16 protein-coding genes are annotated in these 20,877 nt (G+C 35.1%); 9 read left to right on the top strand and 7 right to left on the bottom strand.

What is annotated here, in order from left to right:
• Positions 1–76: 76 nt before the first annotated feature.
• Positions 77–3,424 (top strand): protein O-mannosyl-transferase family, encoded by a 3,348-nt coding sequence (locus tag RM520_RS05085; RefSeq protein WP_311387206.1) that lies wholly within the window; start codon positions 77–79, stop codon positions 3,422–3,424.
• A 67-nt stretch (positions 3,425–3,491) separates the two neighbouring features.
• On the opposite strand, the gene RM520_RS05080 is transcribed toward RM520_RS05085, so the two are convergent.
• The 3 genes from RM520_RS05080 to RM520_RS05070 form a co-directional block, all read right to left on the bottom strand.
• Complete coding sequence (locus RM520_RS05080; protein WP_311387205.1) at positions 3,492–3,788, bottom strand: thioredoxin family protein; 297 nt, start codon at positions 3,786–3,788, stop codon at positions 3,492–3,494.
• Positions 3,789–3,879: 91 nt separating this feature from the next.
• Positions 3,880–5,115, bottom strand: coding sequence for a metallophosphoesterase (locus RM520_RS05075; protein WP_311387204.1), 1,236 nt, complete (start codon positions 5,113–5,115; stop codon positions 3,880–3,882).
• 54 nt (positions 5,116–5,169) lie between these two features.
• Positions 5,170–5,892, bottom strand: coding sequence for a copper homeostasis protein CutC (locus RM520_RS05070; RefSeq protein WP_311387203.1), 723 nt, complete (start codon positions 5,890–5,892; stop codon positions 5,170–5,172).
• Positions 5,893–5,978: 86 nt separating this feature from the next.
• Here RM520_RS05070 and RM520_RS05065 point away from each other — a divergent pair, with 86 nt between their 5' ends.
• The 3 genes from RM520_RS05065 to RM520_RS05055 all read left to right on the top strand — a co-directional run bounded on the left by RM520_RS05065 (position 5,979) and on the right by RM520_RS05055 (position 10,837).
• The gene (locus RM520_RS05065) at positions 5,979–6,965 is read left to right on the top strand and encodes an isoaspartyl peptidase/L-asparaginase family protein (protein ID WP_311387202.1); all 987 of its coding nucleotides are present in this window, start codon (positions 5,979–5,981) and stop codon (positions 6,963–6,965) included.
• Positions 6,966–7,460: 495 nt separating this feature from the next.
• Positions 7,461–10,295, top strand: coding sequence for a DNA polymerase I (gene polA / locus RM520_RS05060; RefSeq protein ID WP_311387201.1), 2,835 nt, complete (start codon positions 7,461–7,463; stop codon positions 10,293–10,295).
• 167 nt (positions 10,296–10,462) lie between these two features.
• A complete protein-coding gene (locus RM520_RS05055; RefSeq protein WP_311384614.1) occupies positions 10,463–10,837 on the top strand; it encodes a hypothetical protein in 375 nt (124 codons plus the stop codon).
• Between the two features lie 35 nt (positions 10,838–10,872).
• On the opposite strand, the gene RM520_RS05050 is transcribed toward RM520_RS05055, so the two are convergent.
• On the bottom strand, positions 10,873–11,043 hold the full coding sequence (locus RM520_RS05050; RefSeq protein ID WP_311384613.1) for a hypothetical protein: 171 nt from the start codon (positions 11,041–11,043) through the stop codon (positions 10,873–10,875).
• A 158-nt stretch (positions 11,044–11,201) separates the two neighbouring features.
• Positions 11,202–11,657, bottom strand: a complete 456-nt coding sequence (locus RM520_RS05045) for a MarR family winged helix-turn-helix transcriptional regulator (protein ID WP_311387200.1) — start codon at positions 11,655–11,657, stop codon at positions 11,202–11,204.
• 189 nt (positions 11,658–11,846) lie between these two features.
• Here RM520_RS05045 and hppD point away from each other — a divergent pair, with 189 nt between their 5' ends.
• From hppD to RM520_RS05020, 5 genes are all read left to right on the top strand, one after another.
• On the top strand, positions 11,847–12,980 hold the full coding sequence (gene hppD / locus RM520_RS05040; RefSeq protein ID WP_311387199.1) for a 4-hydroxyphenylpyruvate dioxygenase: 1,134 nt from the start codon (positions 11,847–11,849) through the stop codon (positions 12,978–12,980).
• Positions 12,981–13,055: 75 nt separating this feature from the next.
• Positions 13,056–14,213 (top strand): homogentisate 1,2-dioxygenase, encoded by a 1,158-nt coding sequence (locus tag RM520_RS05035; RefSeq protein ID WP_311387198.1) that lies wholly within the window; start codon positions 13,056–13,058, stop codon positions 14,211–14,213.
• A gap of 30 nt (positions 14,214–14,243) precedes the next feature.
• The gene (gene fahA, locus RM520_RS05030; RefSeq protein ID WP_311384609.1) at positions 14,244–15,464 is read left to right on the top strand and encodes a fumarylacetoacetase; all 1,221 of its coding nucleotides are present in this window, start codon (positions 14,244–14,246) and stop codon (positions 15,462–15,464) included.
• Positions 15,461–16,363 (top strand): flavin reductase family protein, encoded by a 903-nt coding sequence (locus RM520_RS05025; RefSeq protein ID WP_311387197.1) that lies wholly within the window; start codon positions 15,461–15,463, stop codon positions 16,361–16,363. The genes fahA and RM520_RS05025 overlap by 4 nt, the downstream gene beginning before the upstream one ends.
• Positions 16,363–17,460, top strand: coding sequence for a pyridoxal phosphate-dependent aminotransferase (locus RM520_RS05020; protein ID WP_311387196.1), 1,098 nt, complete (start codon positions 16,363–16,365; stop codon positions 17,458–17,460). Before RM520_RS05025 ends, RM520_RS05020 begins: the two co-directional genes overlap by 1 nt.
• Positions 17,461–17,492: 32 nt before the next feature.
• On the opposite strand, the gene RM520_RS05015 is transcribed toward RM520_RS05020, so the two are convergent.
• Together RM520_RS05015 and RM520_RS05010 are read right to left on the bottom strand one after the other, a co-directional pair.
• Positions 17,493–18,080, bottom strand: a complete 588-nt coding sequence (locus RM520_RS05015) for a hypothetical protein (RefSeq protein ID WP_311387195.1) — start codon at positions 18,078–18,080, stop codon at positions 17,493–17,495.
• Positions 18,081–18,152: 72 nt separating this feature from the next.
• Complete coding sequence (locus RM520_RS05010) at positions 18,153–20,834, bottom strand: DUF5916 domain-containing protein (RefSeq protein WP_311387194.1); 2,682 nt, start codon at positions 20,832–20,834, stop codon at positions 18,153–18,155.
• Positions 20,835–20,877 lie beyond the last annotated feature (43 nt).

Here is a 20,877-nt window from a genome sequence, read left to right as displayed (position 1 = left end):
TAAAGGTTTTTAAAAATTACCTATAGAACTCTTTTTTATTTGGTAATTTCGCCCCAATCGGTAAAGTACGTATTACATGTTTGCAAAAAACTTTGAAAAATGGGATACCATTTTGGGTTGGTCATCTTTTTCTATTGCACTAATTATTTATTTAATTACCGTTGAACCCACAGGTAGTTTTTGGGATGCTGGAGAATACATTACCACTTCTGCCAAACTACAAGTAGGTCACCCACCTGGGGCCCCATTATTACAAATGATTGGGGCATTTTTCTCAATGTTCGCTTTGGATAATACCCAAATTGCAAGAATGGTAAATTCCGTTTCAGTAGTTTCTAGCGCATTCACAATACTCTTTCTTTTTTGGACAATTACCAATTTGACAAGAAAATTAATTACCAACGGACTAGCATTAACCAATAGCAAAGCGATAGCAATTTTTGGTTCGGGCTTAGTTGGTGCTTTGGCTTTTACTTTTTCAGATAGTTTTTGGTTTAATGCTGTTGAGACAGAAGTGTATGCAATGGCAAGCCTAATCATGGCTTTGTTACTTTGGATGGGACTCAAGTGGACTGATAATTTAGAAAGCCCCAGAGGTAATAAATGGCTGATTCTAATATGTTTTGTGGTTGGCTTAACCTTTGGTATTCAATTCATGGGGTTTTTGGCAATACCTTCAATAGGTCTATTATACTATTTCAAAAAATACAAGAGTACTACCGTCAAAAACTTTTTAATTGCCAATGCATTGGTCGTTGGGGTTTTAATGCTAGTTTATAAATTTTCACTGACCTATGTTTTACAAGTTTTTGGATGGAGTGAAGTATTTTTTATCAATCAATTAGGATTACCGTTTAATTCTGGAACGCTAATCATGGGGTTTGTATTTATTGCAGTCTTTTACTTTGCCTTAAGATATACTCGCAAGAATCAATACTACAATGCCAATACAATCGTATTATGTTTTATGTTTTTAATACTTGGTTTTTCATCTTGGCTCATGTTACCTATTCGAGCTAATTCACAAACTGTAGTAAACGAAAACAATCCAGAAGATGCTCGTTCATTATTAGCCTATTACAATCGTGAACAATACCCTGGAGTAGAAAGTCCTTTTTATGGGGCTTATTTCTCTAATACGTTTGCCGGCCCGGGTGATGATATCGATGATAAACCTAAATATGAAAAAGACGAGGAGCTCGGTAAATATATTATAGTAAACAACTATGAAGATGCGATGCAGGGGCCAAATAAAAAACATGTTGGTTTTTTACCAAGGCTTTGGAGCGAACAACATGCTGAAAATTATATGCGCTATTTCGGTCGTTTAGACTTCAAAATAAAAGCGGAGTATATCTCTAACAATGATTTAAGGGAAGCTGTAAATCAATTCAAACAGTTGGACGCAGCGGGAGAAATTGATACAGAGCAGTATATTGAGTTTTTAAGAAGTTTTAGCGATTATATCAATATTGAACCGCCAAGCCTTGGGCAGAATATAAAGTACTTATTCGAATTTCAGTTTGGGTATATGTATATGCGTTACTTCATGTGGAATTTTGTCGGAAGACAAAATGATATGCAAGGTAGGTATGACGAAAATGGCCATTGGCTAAGCGGAATAAAAACAGTTGACAAAGTCTTTTTGGGTAGTCAAGACAACTTACCAAGTGATGTATTAAACAATAAGGCAAGAAATACCTATTTCTTTTTACCTCTGATACTGGGTATCATCGGAATTTTGTTTCAAATCTCCAAGAACCCCAAACAGTTTTGGGTACTTTTTGTGTTTTTTATGTTCACGGGTATCGCGATTCAATTTTACACTAATCCTTATATATTTCAGCCACGTGAGCGCGATTACTCATTAGTAGGATCGTTTTACATTTTCACTATTTGGATTGGCCTAGGTGTATATGGTTTATTTGAAGAAGTAAAAAAGTTACTCAAACCTAAATTAGCGGCACCGGTTATAACTATCGTTTGCTTATTAGCGGTTCCATTTTTAATGGCCTTTCAAAATTGGGATGACCATGATCGTTCAGGACGTTATACTGCAAAATCGACCGCTAAAGCATATTTAGATTCTTGCAAAGAAGATGCTGGTTCTATTCTTTTTACGATTGGTGATAATGACACTTTCCCGTTATGGTACGCTCAAGATATTGAAGAACACCGTACAGACGTGCGTGTGGTCAACACCAGTCTTTTCGCAACGGACTGGTATATTGATCAAATGAAACGAAAAGCGTATGATAGTGACCCAATACCTTCGCAATTAACACATGATAAATACCGTTACGGTTCAAGAGATGCGGTGTATTATCAGGGTATAACTGAAAGTAGATGGAATATCAAAGATTTCATGAATTGGATTGGTAGTGATAAACCACAAACTAAATTCAAACATTTATTTGAAAAACAAGGTCGCGATATTAGTGCCTACCCTAAAAGCACTCAAGAGATTGTATATTACCCAACTAACAAAATTCGTATTCCTGTTAATAAGCAAAATGTCTTAGAAAGTGGTGTGGTAAAACCTGAAGATGCTGATTTAATATTAGATTATATCGATATAGATTTGCCCGAGAGTGCCTTACCTAAAAACCGGATTTTGATGTTAGATGTTATCGCTAATAATGATTGGAAACGTCCTATTTATTTCTCTGGTGGTAGCTTTGATAAAGCGGAATACATTTGGATGAAAGATTATCTACAATTAGATGGTTTAGTGTATAAGTTGGTCCCTATAAAAACCAAAAATGCTAGTCCGTTTGAGATGGGCCGTATTGATACCGAGCTCATGTATGATATTGTTAAAAAATGGGAATGGGGCAACTCATCTAGTTCAGATATTTATCATGACACTCAAACGCGTTCGCAAGGCCTTTCTTACAGAAGTAATTTAGCCCGTTTGATGGAACAACTTATTGAAGAAGAAAAGATTGATAAAGCAAAGGATATCATTGAAATTGCAATGACTCATATTCCTTTTGAACATTATGGTTTCTACACTTTTGTTGAGCCCTTTGTTGATGGTTATTACAAAGTTGGTGAGCAACAAAAAGCACATGAGCTTTTTAATAAACTTAAAAAGGTATACCAAGAACGTTTGGAGTATTACGCTGGGGTTTCAAGAGACCAACAGTATGAGCAAATCGAGGCTATACTTGCCGATATGGAAGCTTATAGAAGAAATATTGATATTTTAATTCGAAATCAAGATAGGGAGCTTGCTGAAAAAGAAACTTTGATATTTAATGAATATATAGACAAGTTTTCTCAGTTCATTGGAGAAGAGAATCAAGAATACCTTAGTGATCCAAATTATGGTAATCCTGAAATAGAAGACACCATGCAATTAGATAGTACCGTATTCGATACGATTCCTGTTGTTGAAGATGGAGTAATGATTGAGAACTAGATGTAATTCTAGTAAAATCTAAAGAAAGCTAACTTGGACTAAAGTGACTAAAACTTATCATCTAGGTCTAAAGATATTCGTTTAAAATACCTATCAAGGTGTTCGCATCTTGCTCACCACTTTGACGCCAAACCATTTCACCTTTTTTATAAATCATTAGGGTTGGCAAACCTTTAATACGCAATGCTTGTGAGAGTTCTTTGTTTTTATCAACATCAATCTTAATCACTTTACCCTTATCACCAAGAGCAGCAGCTACATCTCTGAGAACAGCATGCATTGTAGTAGATTGTTCGTTCCAGTCGGCATAGAAGTCTAACAGCACAGGAATGTTTAAGTCAATTAACTCGCCAAATTTCGACATTGCAAATAGGTTATTTTACTACTCAAAAGTAAGAAAAAATGTTAAAGTAATACATTCAGCAAAGCCTTTACACAATTGATTTGGGTTAAATTCACGTTAAACCTTTCTTTTTTAAGGTGATTACAGAAATTTCAGGCCAAATTCCTACACGACCAGGATATCCTATAAAACCAAAACCTCTGTTAACATTAATATACTGCCCTAACTCTTGATATAAACCTGCCCAATACTTGTAACGCCATTTTACTGGACTCCATTTTATCCAACCAGGTATTTCAACCCCAAATTGCATCCCGTGGGTATGACCACTTAAAGTTAAATGAAAATGATATTCATCATTAATGACAACGTCTTCCCAATGTGAAGGGTCATGGCTCATTAATATTTTAAAATCATTTTTAGCTATTCCTTCCTTAGCTTTATTCAAGTCTCCAGCTTTTTTAAAACCTCCTCTACCCCAATTTTCGACTCCTACCAAAGCAATTCTTTCACCATTTCTCTCTAAATAACGATGAGAATCAAGAATTAAATCGAATCCAATATCTTTCTGAAGCTTTTTTAAATCAACTAAATTTTGCGCTTTAGCCTCTATACTTTCCCATTGAGTATAATCGCCATAATCATGATTTCCTAAAACAGAGAATACACCGTCTTTAGCTTCCAGTTTAGCAAAAGAATCTTTCCAAGGCTCCATTTCCGTAGCCTTATCATTTACCAAATCTCCTGTAAATAAAATGACATCACTTTTTTGTTTATTAATTAAATCAATACCATAAGATACTTTTTCATGATTATCAAAACTACCGCTATGTACATCAGAAATTTGTGTGATTTGGTATCCATTAAAAGCTGCTGGAAGATCCTCAAACTCCAATTCATATTTCAGTACCTTATAATTATACTTTCCTTTGTACATACCATATAACAAAGCACCGAATGGCAATGCGGCAATACCTAGACCAATAACACTAACAAATTTCCGTCTAGACGGAAAATAACTAGTGTTGCCTTCCGACAGTCCAACTATCTTGTTGTAACCTAAAGTAAGTAATCTTATGATATCTTCTATCAATAAGAAAAACCCTAAAAAGAGAGCTAATAAAAAGAAAGAGAAAAATATTCCTCCAGCTATTGAAATTGAACCTCTAAGACCATCGCCAGGTACATAATTTATAGCTCTAACAACTAAATTTATCAATGCAAAAAAGAAGAGCACTGCATAAAGAACTTGCATCCAAGAACTTTTGAATATCGTTTTAAAACCTTGAAAACCATAGAACGCCAAGACGATATAAAGAATTGAGAGAATAGTAAGAAATCGAGCCATAGACTATTTTTTACGAAGATATTTGATTATAAACTCTAATACTTTGCTTTCGTTTTATTTAATTAATTGCACTATTTGACGTACAATTTTTTCATTTGTTACTGCTACTTCATTCTCGGCCAAATGTTTTTTAGAGTTCATTGTAATTTTTGTAGAAGTATCCACCTGATTTACAAATGATGAGCCCGAAAAATGAATTGCTTTAAATTCCGCTTTTTTAAATGCGCTAATATTAGCTGCGTTTACTCCACCACCTGGCATAATCGTTATTCTAGATGACAAGCGCTTTAACTCTTTGAGCTGGTTAATTGCGTCTTCAGCCGCCCCTAGTTTTCCAGAAGTTAATACCGTATCAATACCTAATTCTTCTAATTGCAACAAAGCCTTCTTTTGGTCATCAATCCAATCAAAAGCACGATGAAATGTAAAGTGTAAAGGTTTTGATTTCGAAATTAAAATCTTAGTCTTTTCAATTGCAATAGTGTTATCTGAATTTAGTGCACCCGACACGATACCGTCTACACCTAGTTCTATGCAGACTTCAATATCTTTATGCATAACCTCGAATTCGGTATCGGTGTATGTAAAATGACCACTGCGAGGCCTCAAAAGCACATGAATTGGAATGTTAATATGTTTTTGAACCTGTTGAATTAATCCCGAAGAAGGCGTTATGCCTCCAACACCTAACTCTGAACAAAGTTCAACGCGATCTGCACCAGCACTCTGAGCATTAATGGCAGATTCTAAAGAATTACAACAAACTTCAACTAGCATATCATTATATTTAATGTCATTCCCGTACAAAAGCAATATTCAAAGATATAGACTAATACGAGATATTCACTGTAAAGCAAAAAACCATGAAACGTCGTAAATTCTTAAAAAACTCAAGTCTTACTTCTGCAGGAATACTATCTGCTTCAATTCTCACATCGTGTAAAACAGAAGAAAAAAAAGAAACCATAGTAGCCGTTACCTCTTCCATAAAGCCCATAGTGATTGCAACTTGGAACGTTCCTAATTCAACCGCTGAAGCATGGAATGTTTTAAAAAAAGGTGGCAATAGCCTAGATGCTGTCGAGATTGGTGTTCAAATGGAAGAAGCAGATGTGAGCAATCAATCTGTCGGCAAAGGCGGTCGTCCTGACCGAGATGGCAATGTAACCTTAGATGCTTGTATTATGGATTCAAAAGGAAATTGTGGTGCTGTGGTTTATATGCAAAATATCACCCACGCAATATCAGTAGCCAGAAAAGTGATGGAAGAAACCCCTCATGTTATGCTAGCCGGAAAAGGGGCGGAACAGTTTGCTTATGAGCAAGGCTTCCCGAAAGAAAAACTTTTAACCGAAAAATCAAAAACAGAATGGTTAGAATGGAAAAAGGAATCAAAATACGCTCCCGTTATTAATATTGAAAACCATGACACGATTGGTATGTTAGCGATTGATGCAGAAGGAGATATTTCTGGGGCTTGTACCACTAGCGGGATGGCTTATAAAATGGCCGGGCGTGTTGGTGATTCTCCAATTATAGGTTCAGGATTATTTGTTGATAATGAAATTGGTGGGGCAACAGCCACGGGGCAGGGTGAAGAAATCGTAAAAACGGTTGGTAGTTTTTTAGTAGTTGAATTAATGCGACAAGGACGAAGCCCTCAAGAAGCCTGCGAAGAAGCAGTAAATCGGATTATAAAAAATGAGCCAGATTATGAGAACATTCAGGTAGGATATATTGCCATAAATAAAAATGGAGAAACCGGTGGTTATTGCATCCATCCTGGTTTTAGTTATCGCGTATTTTCCGAAAAAGGCCATGAGAATGTGGATTCACGCAGTTATTTGTAGGCTTTATGGATTTTCTTTGGCTTTAGCTCTACCTCAAATTTAAGATTAAGATCTTAATTTCTGATTTTTATTTTATGCGCATTCTTTTTTTCATTATTCTAAGTATTATTATAAGCTACTTGTACATCTATATTAATTTTTTATTCGGTGGTGATAATAGTTTAATGGGAATGGTCATGGTAATGGAGGTTGTTTTTATTGTTCCCGCTTGTATCTTAAATGCTATTTTCCTTGAATTTTCTAGTGATTTTAAGATAAAAACTTATCGCCTATTATATGGGAATATTATATTTTTATTGATACTAGCCATCTTTTTCTATAATCCAATTATGTTATCAAATTCTTGCATTATTCTTCTTGTAAGTTTATTCATAACAAATACAATTTGGTTTTTATTGAAAAGTGCAAAGAATTGATTCTTGTCTCTTTTTTCTTGTCTGTTTTTTCTACTTTTAAAAACTGTCTATTTTTAACAATTAACTGACGATACAAAACATGTCTGACCAAAAAAGACTCTTTCTTCTAGATGCTTATGCCCTTATATTTCGTGGGTATTATGCCCTAATAAAAAACCCAAGAATAAACTCAAAAGGCATGGATACCAGCGCTATTATGGGTTTTATGAATTCACTATTTGATGTAATTAAACGAGAAAATCCAGATCATTTAGCTGTAGCCTTTGATAAGGGAGGTAGTGTTGAACGAACAGAACTTTTTGAAGAATACAAAGCTAATCGAGATGAAACACCGGATGCCATAAAAATAGCCGTACCCTATATACAAAACATCCTTAAAGCAATGAAGATACCAGTCGTTGAATTAGCGGGTTATGAGGCCGATGATTTGATAGGTACTTTAGCTAAACAAGCAGAGAAAGAAGATTATAAAGTTTTTATGGTTACCCCTGACAAAGATTTTGGTCAATTAGTCTCAGAAAATATATTTATGTACCGCCCTGCTCGTATGGGTAATGGCATTGAAATTTGGGGAATTCCAGAAATTCAAAAGCGATTTGGAGTACAACGACCAGAGCAGGTGATTGATTATTTAGGCATGATGGGCGATGCTAGTGATAATATTCCTGGACTTCCGGGGGTTGGCGATAAAACTGCTAAAAAGTTTCTAGAACAATTTGAAGACATGGAGGGATTGCTGGCCAATACCGACCAATTGAAAGGGAAAATGAAAGAAAAAGTTGAAGCTAATGCTGAACTTGGACGTCTTTCAAGAAAATTAGCTGAGATAAAGCTAGACTGTGATGTTACTTTTAAAGCCGATGACTATGAAATGTGTAAGCCAGATGCTGAAAAAGTTCAAGAAATTTTTGAGGAACTTGAATTTAGAAGACTTAAAGACCAATTTATAAAACTATTCTCGGACGAAACTGAAACTTCCTCTCCAACAGAAAATAGCCCTGCACTCAAAAAAGAAAACCAAGCTGCAGGAAGTGGGCAATTTTCTCTTTTTGGAGGCAATCCATCCGAAGCCCCATCCACTATCAAAGACACCAATAGTCGTAATACAATTGAAGACATAGATCACTTTTATCAATTGGTTGAGCCTGGTTTAGCCACAACTCTTTTTATTGATAAACTAATGTCTCAGCAGGCAGTATGCTTTGATACGGAAACAACCTCTTTAAACCCTTTAGAAGCAGCATTAGTTGGTATTGCGTTTAGTTGGGAAAAAGGAAAAGGGTTTTATATCCCCTTTTCTGAAGACAAAGAAGAAGTCCATAAATTAATTGAAAAATTACGACCTTTCTTTGAATCAGAAACTATTGAAAAAATTGGCCAGAATCTAAAATATGATGTCAAAGTAATGCAAAACCACGGTGTTGAAGTTAAGGGCAAATTATTTGACACCATGCTAGCACATTATCTAATTAATCCAGACATGAGACATAACATGGACGTTTTGGCCGAGACCTATTTGAATTACACACCGGTCTCCATTACTAATCTTATTGGTAAAAAAGGAAAGAACCAACTAAGTATGAGAGATGTTCCTATAGAAAAACAAACAGAATATGCGGTTGAAGATGCAGACATAACATGGCAATTAGCTCAGCATTTTAGACCAGAGTTAGCAGAAGCAAACACTGAAAAACTTTTTGAAGATATTGAAGTGCCTTTGCTCCGAGTTTTGGCAACAATGGAGAATGAAGGTATTAATCTTGACAAAGAATTTTTAGGTTCACTATCTGACGATTTAGATAACGATATCAAAAATTTAGAGCAAAAGATCTATAATGCCGCAGAAACTGAATTCAATATTGGTTCTCCAAAACAATTAGGAGAAATATTATTTGATAAGATGAAATTGGTAGATAAACCTAAAAAAACTAAAACTGGTCAATATTCTACAGCAGAAGACGTACTCTCTTATTTAGCCAAAGATCATGAAATCATTCAAAATGTTTTAGATTATCGCGGTTTAGCAAAATTAAAAAGCACCTATGTAGATGCGTTACCGGAACAGATTGAAGAAAAAACAGGGAGAGTACACACGGACTATATGCAAACCGTTGCTGCAACTGGCCGTTTGAGTAGCAATAACCCAAATCTTCAAAATATACCAATAAGAACAGAACGAGGTCGACAAGTTAGAAAGGCTTTTGTTCCCCGAGATGAAAATTATGTTTTGTTGGCTGCAGATTACTCTCAAATTGAACTACGCATCATTGCAGCTTTAAGTGAGGAAGATACCATGATTGAAGCCTTTAAAAATGGAATGGATATTCATGCCTCAACAGCTTCAAAAGTATTCAATGTGCCTCTTGAAGAAGTTACTCGAGAACAACGTAGCAATGCAAAAACGGTAAATTTCGGTATTATTTATGGGGTATCTGCTTTTGGTTTAAGTAATCAAACGGATTTAACCAGAGCGGAGGCTAAAGAACTAATTGACACGTATTATCAAACCTATCCTAAACTACGAAGTTATATGAGTGAACAGGTAGATTTTGCGCGCGATAACGGGTATGTACAAACTGTATTAGGTCGAAGAAGGTATTTGAAAGATATTAATGGTAGCAACGCCATTGTTCGTGGTGCTGCTGAAAGAAATGCTGTTAATGCTCCAATACAAGGAAGCGCTGCAGATATCATTAAAATTGCTATGATCAATATTCAGAATAAACTAACCGAAGGCAACTATAAAACTAAAATGCTACTACAGGTGCATGATGAGTTGGTTTTTGATTGTTACAAACCGGAATTGGAGGAAATGAAAGTGTTGATTAAGACTGAAATGGAAAGTGCATTTAAAATGAAGGTACCATTAGATGTTGAGGTTGGTATTGGAGAGAATTGGCTACAGGCTCATTAAAAAATAATAAAAATCAAAGTGTTAAGTAAGAATTAATTTACTTGTATTTCATTGAATATAGGTTCTATAACATTTTCAACAAACAGCCTCTGAATTTATAACATATTGAAATACTATTTTTAACGGCTTATTATTGAAATCATTAAACACCGTTCAGGTTCTATAGAATGTCGTACTACATTGATTTAGAAATTAAGCATAAATCTGCCATTTGTTATTTAACTGGAATTCGAGAAAAAGATTTAGAAAAAGAAGCCGCAGCCATGATCTGGCAAGAAATTAATGAGCACAATTCTATTCCCAGAATAAAAAAAATACTTGTAATTTCTAAATTAAAAGGACCACTACCAAAACATTCAATTTTTATCTTTATTCGTCAACAATTTGGAGAGGAAGCCAAAGACCTTAAAGTTGCCATAGTAAATCTTGATAAAAAATCTAGATCCGATGTAGATTTTATAGAAACAGTTGCTTTAAACAACAACCTAAACTTTAAGGTGTTTACTAAAATCAAAGAAGGGAAAAAATGGCTCGAAATATAACTACTTAAAAACTGTAGTTTTCCATTTGAATTACACTACATTCCGAGGGCAAGCTTAACCTTATTGGTGTTTTCTTTTTTACGCTTTTCACGTGCAATACTATTCTCTTTATTTCTCAATCTTGCCTCTTTTTCAAAATGTGCAAACATTTCCATTGAAAATGGTGCTGCTTGCCAAACACTAGGGTAATGCTTTAACTTTTTCATATTGAAATTTTCTTTAATTATTTAAGAGGCAAAATTGGAATAACAAACGACGCTTAAAAACAGCATATTTTTCCAATTTCTATACTATTTTACCTTAATAAAAATTTGATTAAATGAGGAGCAAAAGAAAACAGGTACCACAATTAAAATCCGAAATACTATAAAATTGAATTCTGAGAATAATTATCTCCAATACGATCTAAAACCCTTAAAAAAGTTTCAAACTCGAGAGTATCTAATCCTTTAACTGCCTGTTTTCGTAAATTTTGTGCATGAGGTTCAACAATAGTTATTACTTTTTGACCTTTGGAGGTAAGCTCTAATTTAAATCGCTTCATATCTCCTTCAAATCGAGTTTTCCTTATCCATTCTTTACGTTCGAGTCCACCAATTACCCGCGATGTAGTGGCACGATTACGAAAGTTTGACTTGACTATATCCGTTTGTGAAGCATCATCACCACTTTGAAAAATTCGGTAAAGAATTACCCATTGTTCAATAGTAAGATCTAATTGTAGTTCTTGAAACTTACGCAAATAGGCATCTTGTACTTTTCTTAAGACCATATCTAAGTGCAGTCCTATTCCAGAAATTTCGTCAATTTGATGAAGCATAACTCTTGTTATTATTTAAAACGAAAACTAAAAATCTTCAAAACAAGATTATTGCTTCGCTTCACTTTTATCAAAATGATTTCGCATAACAGCGAAAATTAATCAGTAAAAACCATTTTGTTTTCCAAAAATAATTATTTTTGTTGCATCAACAACAATTTTAATTAAAAGGATTTAAAATTACTCCTTATGGAAACGACTACATTACCAAAATTACACAACGATGCTAAAGATTTTATGCCTATCAACGGCACCGATTATTTAGAGCTATATGTTGGTAATTCTAAACAAGCTGCACATTTTTATAAAACAGCTTTTGGATTTCAATCATACGCCTATGCAGGCTTACAAACGGGCTTAAAAGATCGAGAGAGCTATGTGGTCATACAAGACAAAATTCGTTTAGTATTAACCTCACCATTAAAAAGTGGTACTGAAATTGGCAAACATATAGACGCTCACGGAGATGGAGTTAAAGTAGTCGCACTTTGGGTAGATGATGCCACTTATGCTTACGAAACCGCAGTTGCCAAGGGTGCTAAATCTTATATGGAGCCTATAATCGAAGAAGACGACGAAGGGAAAGTAATTCGTTCAGGAATTTACACTTACGGAGAAACCGTTCATATTTTTGTAGAACGAAAAAATTACAATGGTACATTTTTACCTGGTTTCATAGCTTGGGAGACACCAGATTATAATCCAAAACCAACAGGTTTAAAATACGTGGACCATATGGTTGGCAACGTAGGCTGGGACCGTATGAACTATTGGGTGGAATTCTATGAAAAGGTAATGGGTTTTGTTAATATTTTATCTTTTGATGACAACGATATTTCTACCGAATATACAGCCTTGATGAGTAAAGTAATGAGTAACGGTAACGGGAGAATTAAATTCCCTATCAATGAGCCTGCCGAAGGTGCTAAGAAATCTCAAGTTGAAGAGTATTTAGATTTTTATGAAGGGGAAGGGGTTCAGCATATTGCGGTTGCCACCGATGACATAATTGCTACCGTTCGAGATTTAAAAAGTCGAGGTATTGAATTTTTGACTATACCTGATACCTATTATGAAGCAGTAACTGATCGTGTGGGAAAAATTGATGAAGATATTGCACCATTAAAAGAACTCGGAATTTTAGTTGACCGCGATGATGAAGGCTATTTACTTCAGATTTTCACAAGACCAATTGAACCGAGACCAACTATGTTTTTTGAAATCATTCAAAGAAAAGGTGCTCAATCATTTGGAAAAGGTAACTTTAAAGCACTCTTTGAAGCTATTGAACTTGAGCAGCAGTTAAGAGGAACATTGCATTAACAAGTTAAAAGTTATGAGTTCATCATTACTAAACTGATTTTGAACTCGTAACTCATAACGCATAACTTTAAGAAGATGCCGATATATCATAAACTTGGAGCTTTTCCGCAAAAGAGACATACACAGTTTAATAAAACAGATGGAACTCTTTATTATGAACAACTATTTGGAACCATTGGTTTTGACGGAATGTCATCATTGCTATACCATGTTCATAGACCAACACAAATAAAAGAGATTGGTGATGCTATTGATATGAGCCCAAAAATTGCAGAAGCAAAGCACATAAAATCACGAAAATTAATAGGTTTTGATGTTGCCCCAAAAGATGATTTTCTAGAATCACGTGAGCCTATGATGGTGAATGGCGATGTACATATTGGCTTAGCAGCTCCAAAAAAATCAATGACTTCTTATTTTTATAAGAATTCAGATGCCGATGAAATGCTTTTCATACATAAAGGTACTGGAACGCTTAAAACCTATTTAGGTAATATTCCTTTTGAATATGGCGATTACTTAATCATTCCAAGAGGAATGATTTATCAAATTGAATTTGATAATGAGGAAAATCGTATATTATTTGCTGAGTCTTTCCATCCAATTTATACACCTAAACGTTATCGTAATTGGTTTGGTCAATTATTAGAACATTCGCCTTTTTGTGAACGAGATTATAAACTGCCTCAAGATTTACAAACGCATGATGAAAAAGGTGAGTTTGTAATGAAAATAAAGAAGCAGGGTATGCTACATCATTTAGTTTATGCTTCGCATCCATTTGACGTTGTAGGATGGGATGGGTATAACTATCCATATGGATTTTCCATTCATAATTTTGAACCAATTACCGGTCGGGTACATCAACCACCGCCAGTGCATCAGACATTTGAAACCAATGCTTTCGTAATTTGTTCTTTTTGCCCAAGAATGTACGATTACCATCCAAAATCAATTCCTGCTCCATATAATCATAGTAATATTGATTCTGATGAAATGTTGTATTATGTTGACGGTGATTTTATGAGTAGAACTGATATTAGTCCAGGACATATTTCTCTACACCCGGCAGGTATACCACATGGTCCTCATCCAGGTACATACGAAGCGAGTATAGGAAAAAAAGAGACAAAAGAATTAGCAGTAATGATTGACACTTTCAAGCCGTTACAATTAACTGAAAATGCCATGAAAATTGATGATGGCAAATATTACAAATCTTGGGTAGAGTAGTTAATTCAAGATAATCAAATACAACTTAAAATGATTATAGATATACCTGAAAACTCAGATTTCTCCATACATAACATCCCTTTTGGGATTTTTTCAACACAAGAGCGAAGCCCCAGAGCTGGGGTAGCTATTGGCAATCACATATTAGACTTAGTGGCTGTTGCAGAGTTAGATGTTTTTGAATTTAATACTGCCGTTTTAGAAAAAGAAACCCTCAATGACTTTATTGCTTTAGGTAAACAAATCACTAAAAAAGTTCGTCGTAATATTCAATTATGGATAGAAGATGAACATTCTGTTTTAGCAGGTAAGCCAGAACTTTTTGTAAAACAATCTGAGGCACAAATGCACATGCCGGTTTATATTGGTGATTATACTGATTTTTATTCAAGCATTGAACACGCCACCAATGTCGGAAAAATGTTCCGTGACCCAGAAAATGCGTTATTGCCGAACTGGAAACATATTCCTGTTGGCTATCATGGCAGAGCAAGTTCTATAGTTGTGAGTGGAGTTCCTGTACATCGTCCAAAAGGACAAACAATACCCAATGATTCTAAACAACCAGTTTTTGGAGCTTCACAGAGAGTTGATTTTGAACTAGAAATGGGTTTTATCACGGGCAAAAACACAAATCTTGGTGAATCAATAGTCACTAAGGATGCTGATGACTATATTTTCGGATTAGTTTTATTTAACGATTGGTCTGCACGTGACATTCAAAAATGGGAATATGTGCCTTTAGGCCCTTTCTTAGCCAAAAATTTCGCATCACATATTTCACCATGGATTGTAACCTTAGAAGCGTTAGAACCATTTTCCGTTTCTGGTCCAAAACAAGATCCTGAAGTTCTTCCTTACTTAAAATACGAAGGAGACAAAAACTTCGATATTAATTTAGAGGTTGGTATCACGCCAGAAGGTAGTGAAGAACAAACCGTTTGCCAATCTAATTTCAAATACATGTACTGGAATATGGCTCAACAATTAGCACATCACACCATTAATGGTTGCAATATTAATATTGGAGATTTATATGGTTCAGGTACTATTTCTGGAAAAGACGAAAAGTCTTACGGGTCCATGTTAGAACTAGCATGGATGGGAACAAAACCAATAGAAATGAAAGATGGTAGTGAACGAAAATTTATCAATGATGGTGATACCGTTACCATGAGGGGTTTTGCCGAGAAAGACGGCAAAAGGGTTGGGTTTGGAGAAGTTTCAGCAAAAATTTTACCAGCAAAATGATTAGAACATTAGACCCTAAAAAATTACCACAACCTGAACTGCATAACATTCTTTTAACCGCTGTGGCACCAAGACCTATTTGTTTTGCCAGCACCATAGATAAAGATGGCAATGTAAATCTTAGCCCATTCAGTTATTTTAATGTTTTTAGCTCAAACCCACCTGTATTAGTTTTTTCACCAGCTCGCAGTGGGCGCGATAATAGTTTAAAACATTCGCATCAAAACGTTAAAGAAATCGCTGAGGTGGTTATAAACATTGTTAATTATAACTTGGTTGAGCAAATGTCATTATCAAGCACTGCTTATGACAAAGGAGTGAATGAATTTGTAAAAGCAGGGTTTACTGAAGTGCCCAGCTCTGTTGTAAAGCCGCCTAGAGTTGGTGAAGCCCCAGTTTCTTTTGAATGTGAGGTTACAGAAGTGATAGAACTGGCGAATACGCCCGGTGCTGGAAACCTGGTTCTTTGCAAAGTGTTGCAAATTCATATAAATGAAGATTATTTCACTGATAATGAATTAGACACCAAAAAGCTTGATTTGATTGGGCGAATGGGTGGTAGCTGGTATACTCGTTCTAACGGCGCTTCTTTATTTGAAATTCCAAAACCGATACGAACAAAAGGTATTGGTGTAGATGCCTTACCAAAAAGTATTCGTGAAAGTAAAACCCTAACAGGAAATAATTTAGGAAGATTAGGAAATTTAGAAGCTTTGCCATCAGAAGAAGATATCAAAAACATAAGTCAAGATGACGAAATCAAAATGATGAGTCAAAAAGTAGGAGAAGATAAAACTACCTATAAAAACCAGTTACACTGGTTAGCGCAGCGCATTTTAGAAGAAGGAGAAACTGAAAAAGCTATGGCAATTTTATTGCTTGCCGAAAATTTGCACTAATGGAAAATATTGCGTCAATTTTTAAGTCTCATTTAGAACCAAAAGAAGTCTATAAGGGTGGTAAAAACCTTCCTTCCTCGAGCAAAAAAATATATAAACTTTCTTCAAATGAAAACCCTCTAGGAGCTTCACCAAAAGCCGTATCTGCTTTAAAATTAGCCGCAGAAACCATTGACATATACCCGGACCAAACGGATATAAGGTTGCGTGAGGCTTTAGTCCAGGATTTCAATAATGAGTTAACGGTAAATCAATTTATTTGTGGTAACAGCGGTTCTGAAATCATTGACATGTTGCTTCGCGCTTTTATTAATGAAGGTGATGAGGTGATTTATTCTAATCCTTGCTTTTTACCTTACTCCGTATTCTCTAGATGGTACGGAGCAAAACAAATTGACATACCCCTTACAAATCCGAATTATGACTTGGATGTAGAAGGAATTCTAGCCGCCATAACCAATAAAACCAAAGTCATTTTTTTGACTAGCCCAAATAATCCAACAGGAACTTATATTCCAAAAACTGTTTTAGATGAATTTTTAAATCACATTCCAAAAAATATCATAGTCGTTTTCGATGAAGTGTACCGTCATTTTGCAGATGCTAAAGACTATATTACAGCATTACCTTATGTGAAAAAAGGTCATAATATTATTGCGATTAATAGTTTTTCCAAAACTTATGGATTAGCTGGTCAACGAATTGGATATTGCTACACTACTACAATTCTTGCAAATTATATCAGACAAATACAAAAACCATTTTTATTACCTAGTACTTCAATTGAAGCTGCAATTGGCGCTTTGAAAGACCAAATTTTTATTAATAAAACTGTAGAATTAGTAAAAGAAGGTAGACACTTTTTAGCTGAATCTTTTACTTCATTAGGAATTCGATTTTGGCCCACACAGGGTAATTTTTTCATTATTGACCCCCCATTAACAGAAATGAAATTTACCGATAGGCTTATGAAAGAAGGTATTATGGTTAGACCTGTTAGTCAATTTGGAGCACCTGGAAAAGTTAGAATTACTATAGGTACCCAAGAAGCCAACAAGGCCCTAATTGAAGCATTAAAAAAAATAAAGCCCGAATAACTCGAGCTTTATTTTTATTAATATGAATATTACTATTCTGCTCTTCTGATAAAGACAGCATCAGCTCCAACGTAATTATTCTCATCAATATCTTGACCTGCTATAATTAAAGTATTTTCATCTTCCAAAACTATAGTTATCGTCTCTTCTTCCTGCATATCATTAACAAATGTTAACTGATCACCTTCCAAAGACCATAAAGTAGACTCTATATCACTATCTTCAGGACAAGGAATTTCAAGTCCGCCGACACCTAATCCAATTTCAATATAATTTGCCTTACTTTCTGAATCAACTGTTCCGTCATCCTTAAAATTAAAAGTTATTAAATCGCATTCAGCAGCGACTAAAAAATTCAGAATTTCGCCAGCAAAATCTAAATCATCATCATCAACAGATTCATCAACTCGTAATTCCGTTAGTATCCAAAGACCAACTAATTCATCACTGTCAGACATTTCATCGTCCGTATCGTCATCATCAGAATCCATTTCATCATCGAGCATACCATCATCTTCCATTCCAATTTGGTCGTCATCCATAGTCTCTCCCTCGCTATCGGTAGAGCATGAAAAAACTAAAAAACACATTACAACTAATAGACTTAAACTAATTTTCATAACCTTATATTTTTAGGTATATAGAATTAGTAACGAGAAAAAGACTTGTCTAGTGTAAGAATCAGATTCTTCTTACAGAACAAAACGGTAGGTTGCTTTCAGTAAAAATATATTCTGTGGGGTTTGACCAAAAATATTATCGTTTAAACCAGTCAGTAAACCATCTGACGGATTACCTGATTGGGATACATCTTGCGACCAAACTAAAAATATTTCTGAACCCGGAATGTATTCCCACCTCACAACCAAGTTCGAACGAAATTGAACAAAAGAAAAATCGGGGTTCCCAAAACTAAAATCAGTATTTCCATCTAAATTCTCATCAACGGAATATGTATCATCTAAAAATGAAACTTGTTGCGCATTGTATTGCAAAAATCTATCTTCAAAATTCTTTGCCGTTGCATTAGTAACATGCTTAAAGTTAGAATAACGACCTCTTGAAATAAAAGGTTGCCCCCAATATTGGACCGTTAAATTCGGGTTGATATTGAAATTTAGTCTAACAGACATACTTAAAGTTCGTTGTTCTATTTGCCCATTCAAATATCGAACACCATCATCTGTATCAATATTACTAATGTATTGGAGCTTATCATTATTAATACTATATTCAGGAAATATCGAGATGCGCAAGGCATCAATGGGTTGATATCGAAAACCAAATTCTACATAATATCGCCTCATGGAGTTATCTAATGCTTTACGACCATTATGAAATAGATTAAATCTTAGTTTTTTACGCCCATCAGTTCCTATTCCATTCCAAAAAGAAACTTCTGGCGTTAATCGCAATCTTGGCCCACCCCTTAATGCAAAGTTTGAATATCTGATTGGTGCATAATTAAAACCAACATTTGAAAACCAGTTATTAGACCAGTTTTGCCAAGAATTGGTGTTAAAACGAAGTTCATTTTGATTTCCTGCAAAATCCCATGCGCTCCAATGGTTATAATTAATACCCACCCGTCTAAAAGTACTATCTGGTTTTAATGTTTGATAACCTACCCATGTATAGTGACGAATGTCATCTGCTTGTCTTTGAAAACCAATATCATTAAGCTCCAATTCTGGGGAGCGCCAAGTACCACCTGTTTCAAAACGCCAATGGCCATCGCCAATTTTTCCTAATTGAATATTACCACCTGATCCAGTTAATGAGGTTTTATCTTCATCAACTTCCACATGTTCAGCATCAACCCTTTGAAATAAGCGAGTAATTGACTGTTGTGTATTTTGAATAGCCTCTTCACTTCCCTGAACATGGCTTAAAATAACATTACCACCTAAATACCAAACCCTATCTTTCCATTGATGTTTAAAATCTAATCCACCGGTGTAAGCTGATTTATGAAGAAAATCTAATCCTTCAGTTAAATTATCACGATTAGTGGCTGTAAAAACACCGCCGACGTATGAGTTACGATCATTAAAATCTTTTTGGGCGCGACCAACAAAATAATTCGTAAGTGGCTCAACCACTTCACGTCTTCTATCACCATTATTATCAATTGTTGCATATTTTTTTGCAGTAACACTTTCCAAAACACCGATAGCCCAGCCATTTTCAGTTTTACCACTAAACTTCGCCGCTCCAATGATTTGAGTATTATCTGGAATTTCAACAAATTCTCCTTCATTTGTATTTGGATAGCCTTGTGGACTCCTACCAATTCTTCGGGAGTAGAAAACATTATCTGAACCAAAAGTATTACCTGCTTCAGAACGAGAAACATTAAAATCAAAAATGTTCTTGTTTTCTACAAAAAATGGGCGCTGTTCCCTAAAAAATATTTGAAATCCATCTAAAGCAATCGCTGAGGGGTCTGCTTCAACTTGCCCAAAATCAGGATTCATAGTTAAATCTAAAGTTAAATCATTCGTAATACCAATTTTTGCATCTAATCCGAAAGCGATATCTGTCTCGCTTCCATCTCTAAATGGGTTTCCGACTTCAGCTTCATAAGTTTCGCTGCTAGCAACCGTATATGGTTGAATTTCTAATTGTTTTTGAGGTTCAATATTCTTAAGCCCATGAAGTTCTCCAAACTCACTCACCCAACCTGGCTGGTCTATTGGTTTGCGCTGCCAAAGAGATCTTTCTTCAGCTCTAAAAAAACGTCTTGTTGATTGTAATCCCCAAACTTGATTATCCGCACTACTAAATTTTAGCTGACTTAATGGTATACGTAACTCAGCTGTCCAACCTTCATCATCAATATTTGATTTGGTATACCATATTGGATTCCAACTACCATCCCAGTTATTTCCATTATTTGATATAAACTCATCTCCCTTTACCCCTGCTGCAGTTACTGTAAAAGAAAATGCTGTTCTTTTGTCGTGATAACTATCAATATTAAATTCTACCCAATCCCCCTCAAAACCATCTCGCCTAGACAATCTTTTTATTATTTTATCGGGCTCTGCGTCATAGCAACGTACACCTATATATAAGTTCTTACTATCATATACTATTTTAAATTTAGTTTGATAACTAGGCGATGTATTCTCATCCGGTTGATTTTCAATATAGTCACCTGTCCATTCTACCCTATTCCAAACACTATCATTTAAAAGTCCATCTACTGCAGGAGGTTCTTCGTCACCTATATCATTAGTGACATATATCTTTTTAGGAACTATTTCTGTGGAATCTTGTTCTTGGGCCTGGTTTTCTGATCTGCTTGTTTCCTGTGCGCAAATAAAATAAGAAAATAAGTATACACATAGAAAAAGGGTTGGACTTCTCATTCGTGTTCGTTTTTTGATTGATGTGCATTAAAGACATGCTATT

It is taken from the genome of Croceitalea vernalis, assembly GCF_031846405.1.
In the GTDB taxonomy this organism is placed as follows: domain Bacteria; phylum Bacteroidota; class Bacteroidia; order Flavobacteriales; family Flavobacteriaceae; genus Croceitalea; species Croceitalea vernalis.
The sequence above is the reverse complement of the archived record's forward strand: the minus strand, read 5'-3'. Positions and strand labels throughout refer to the sequence as shown.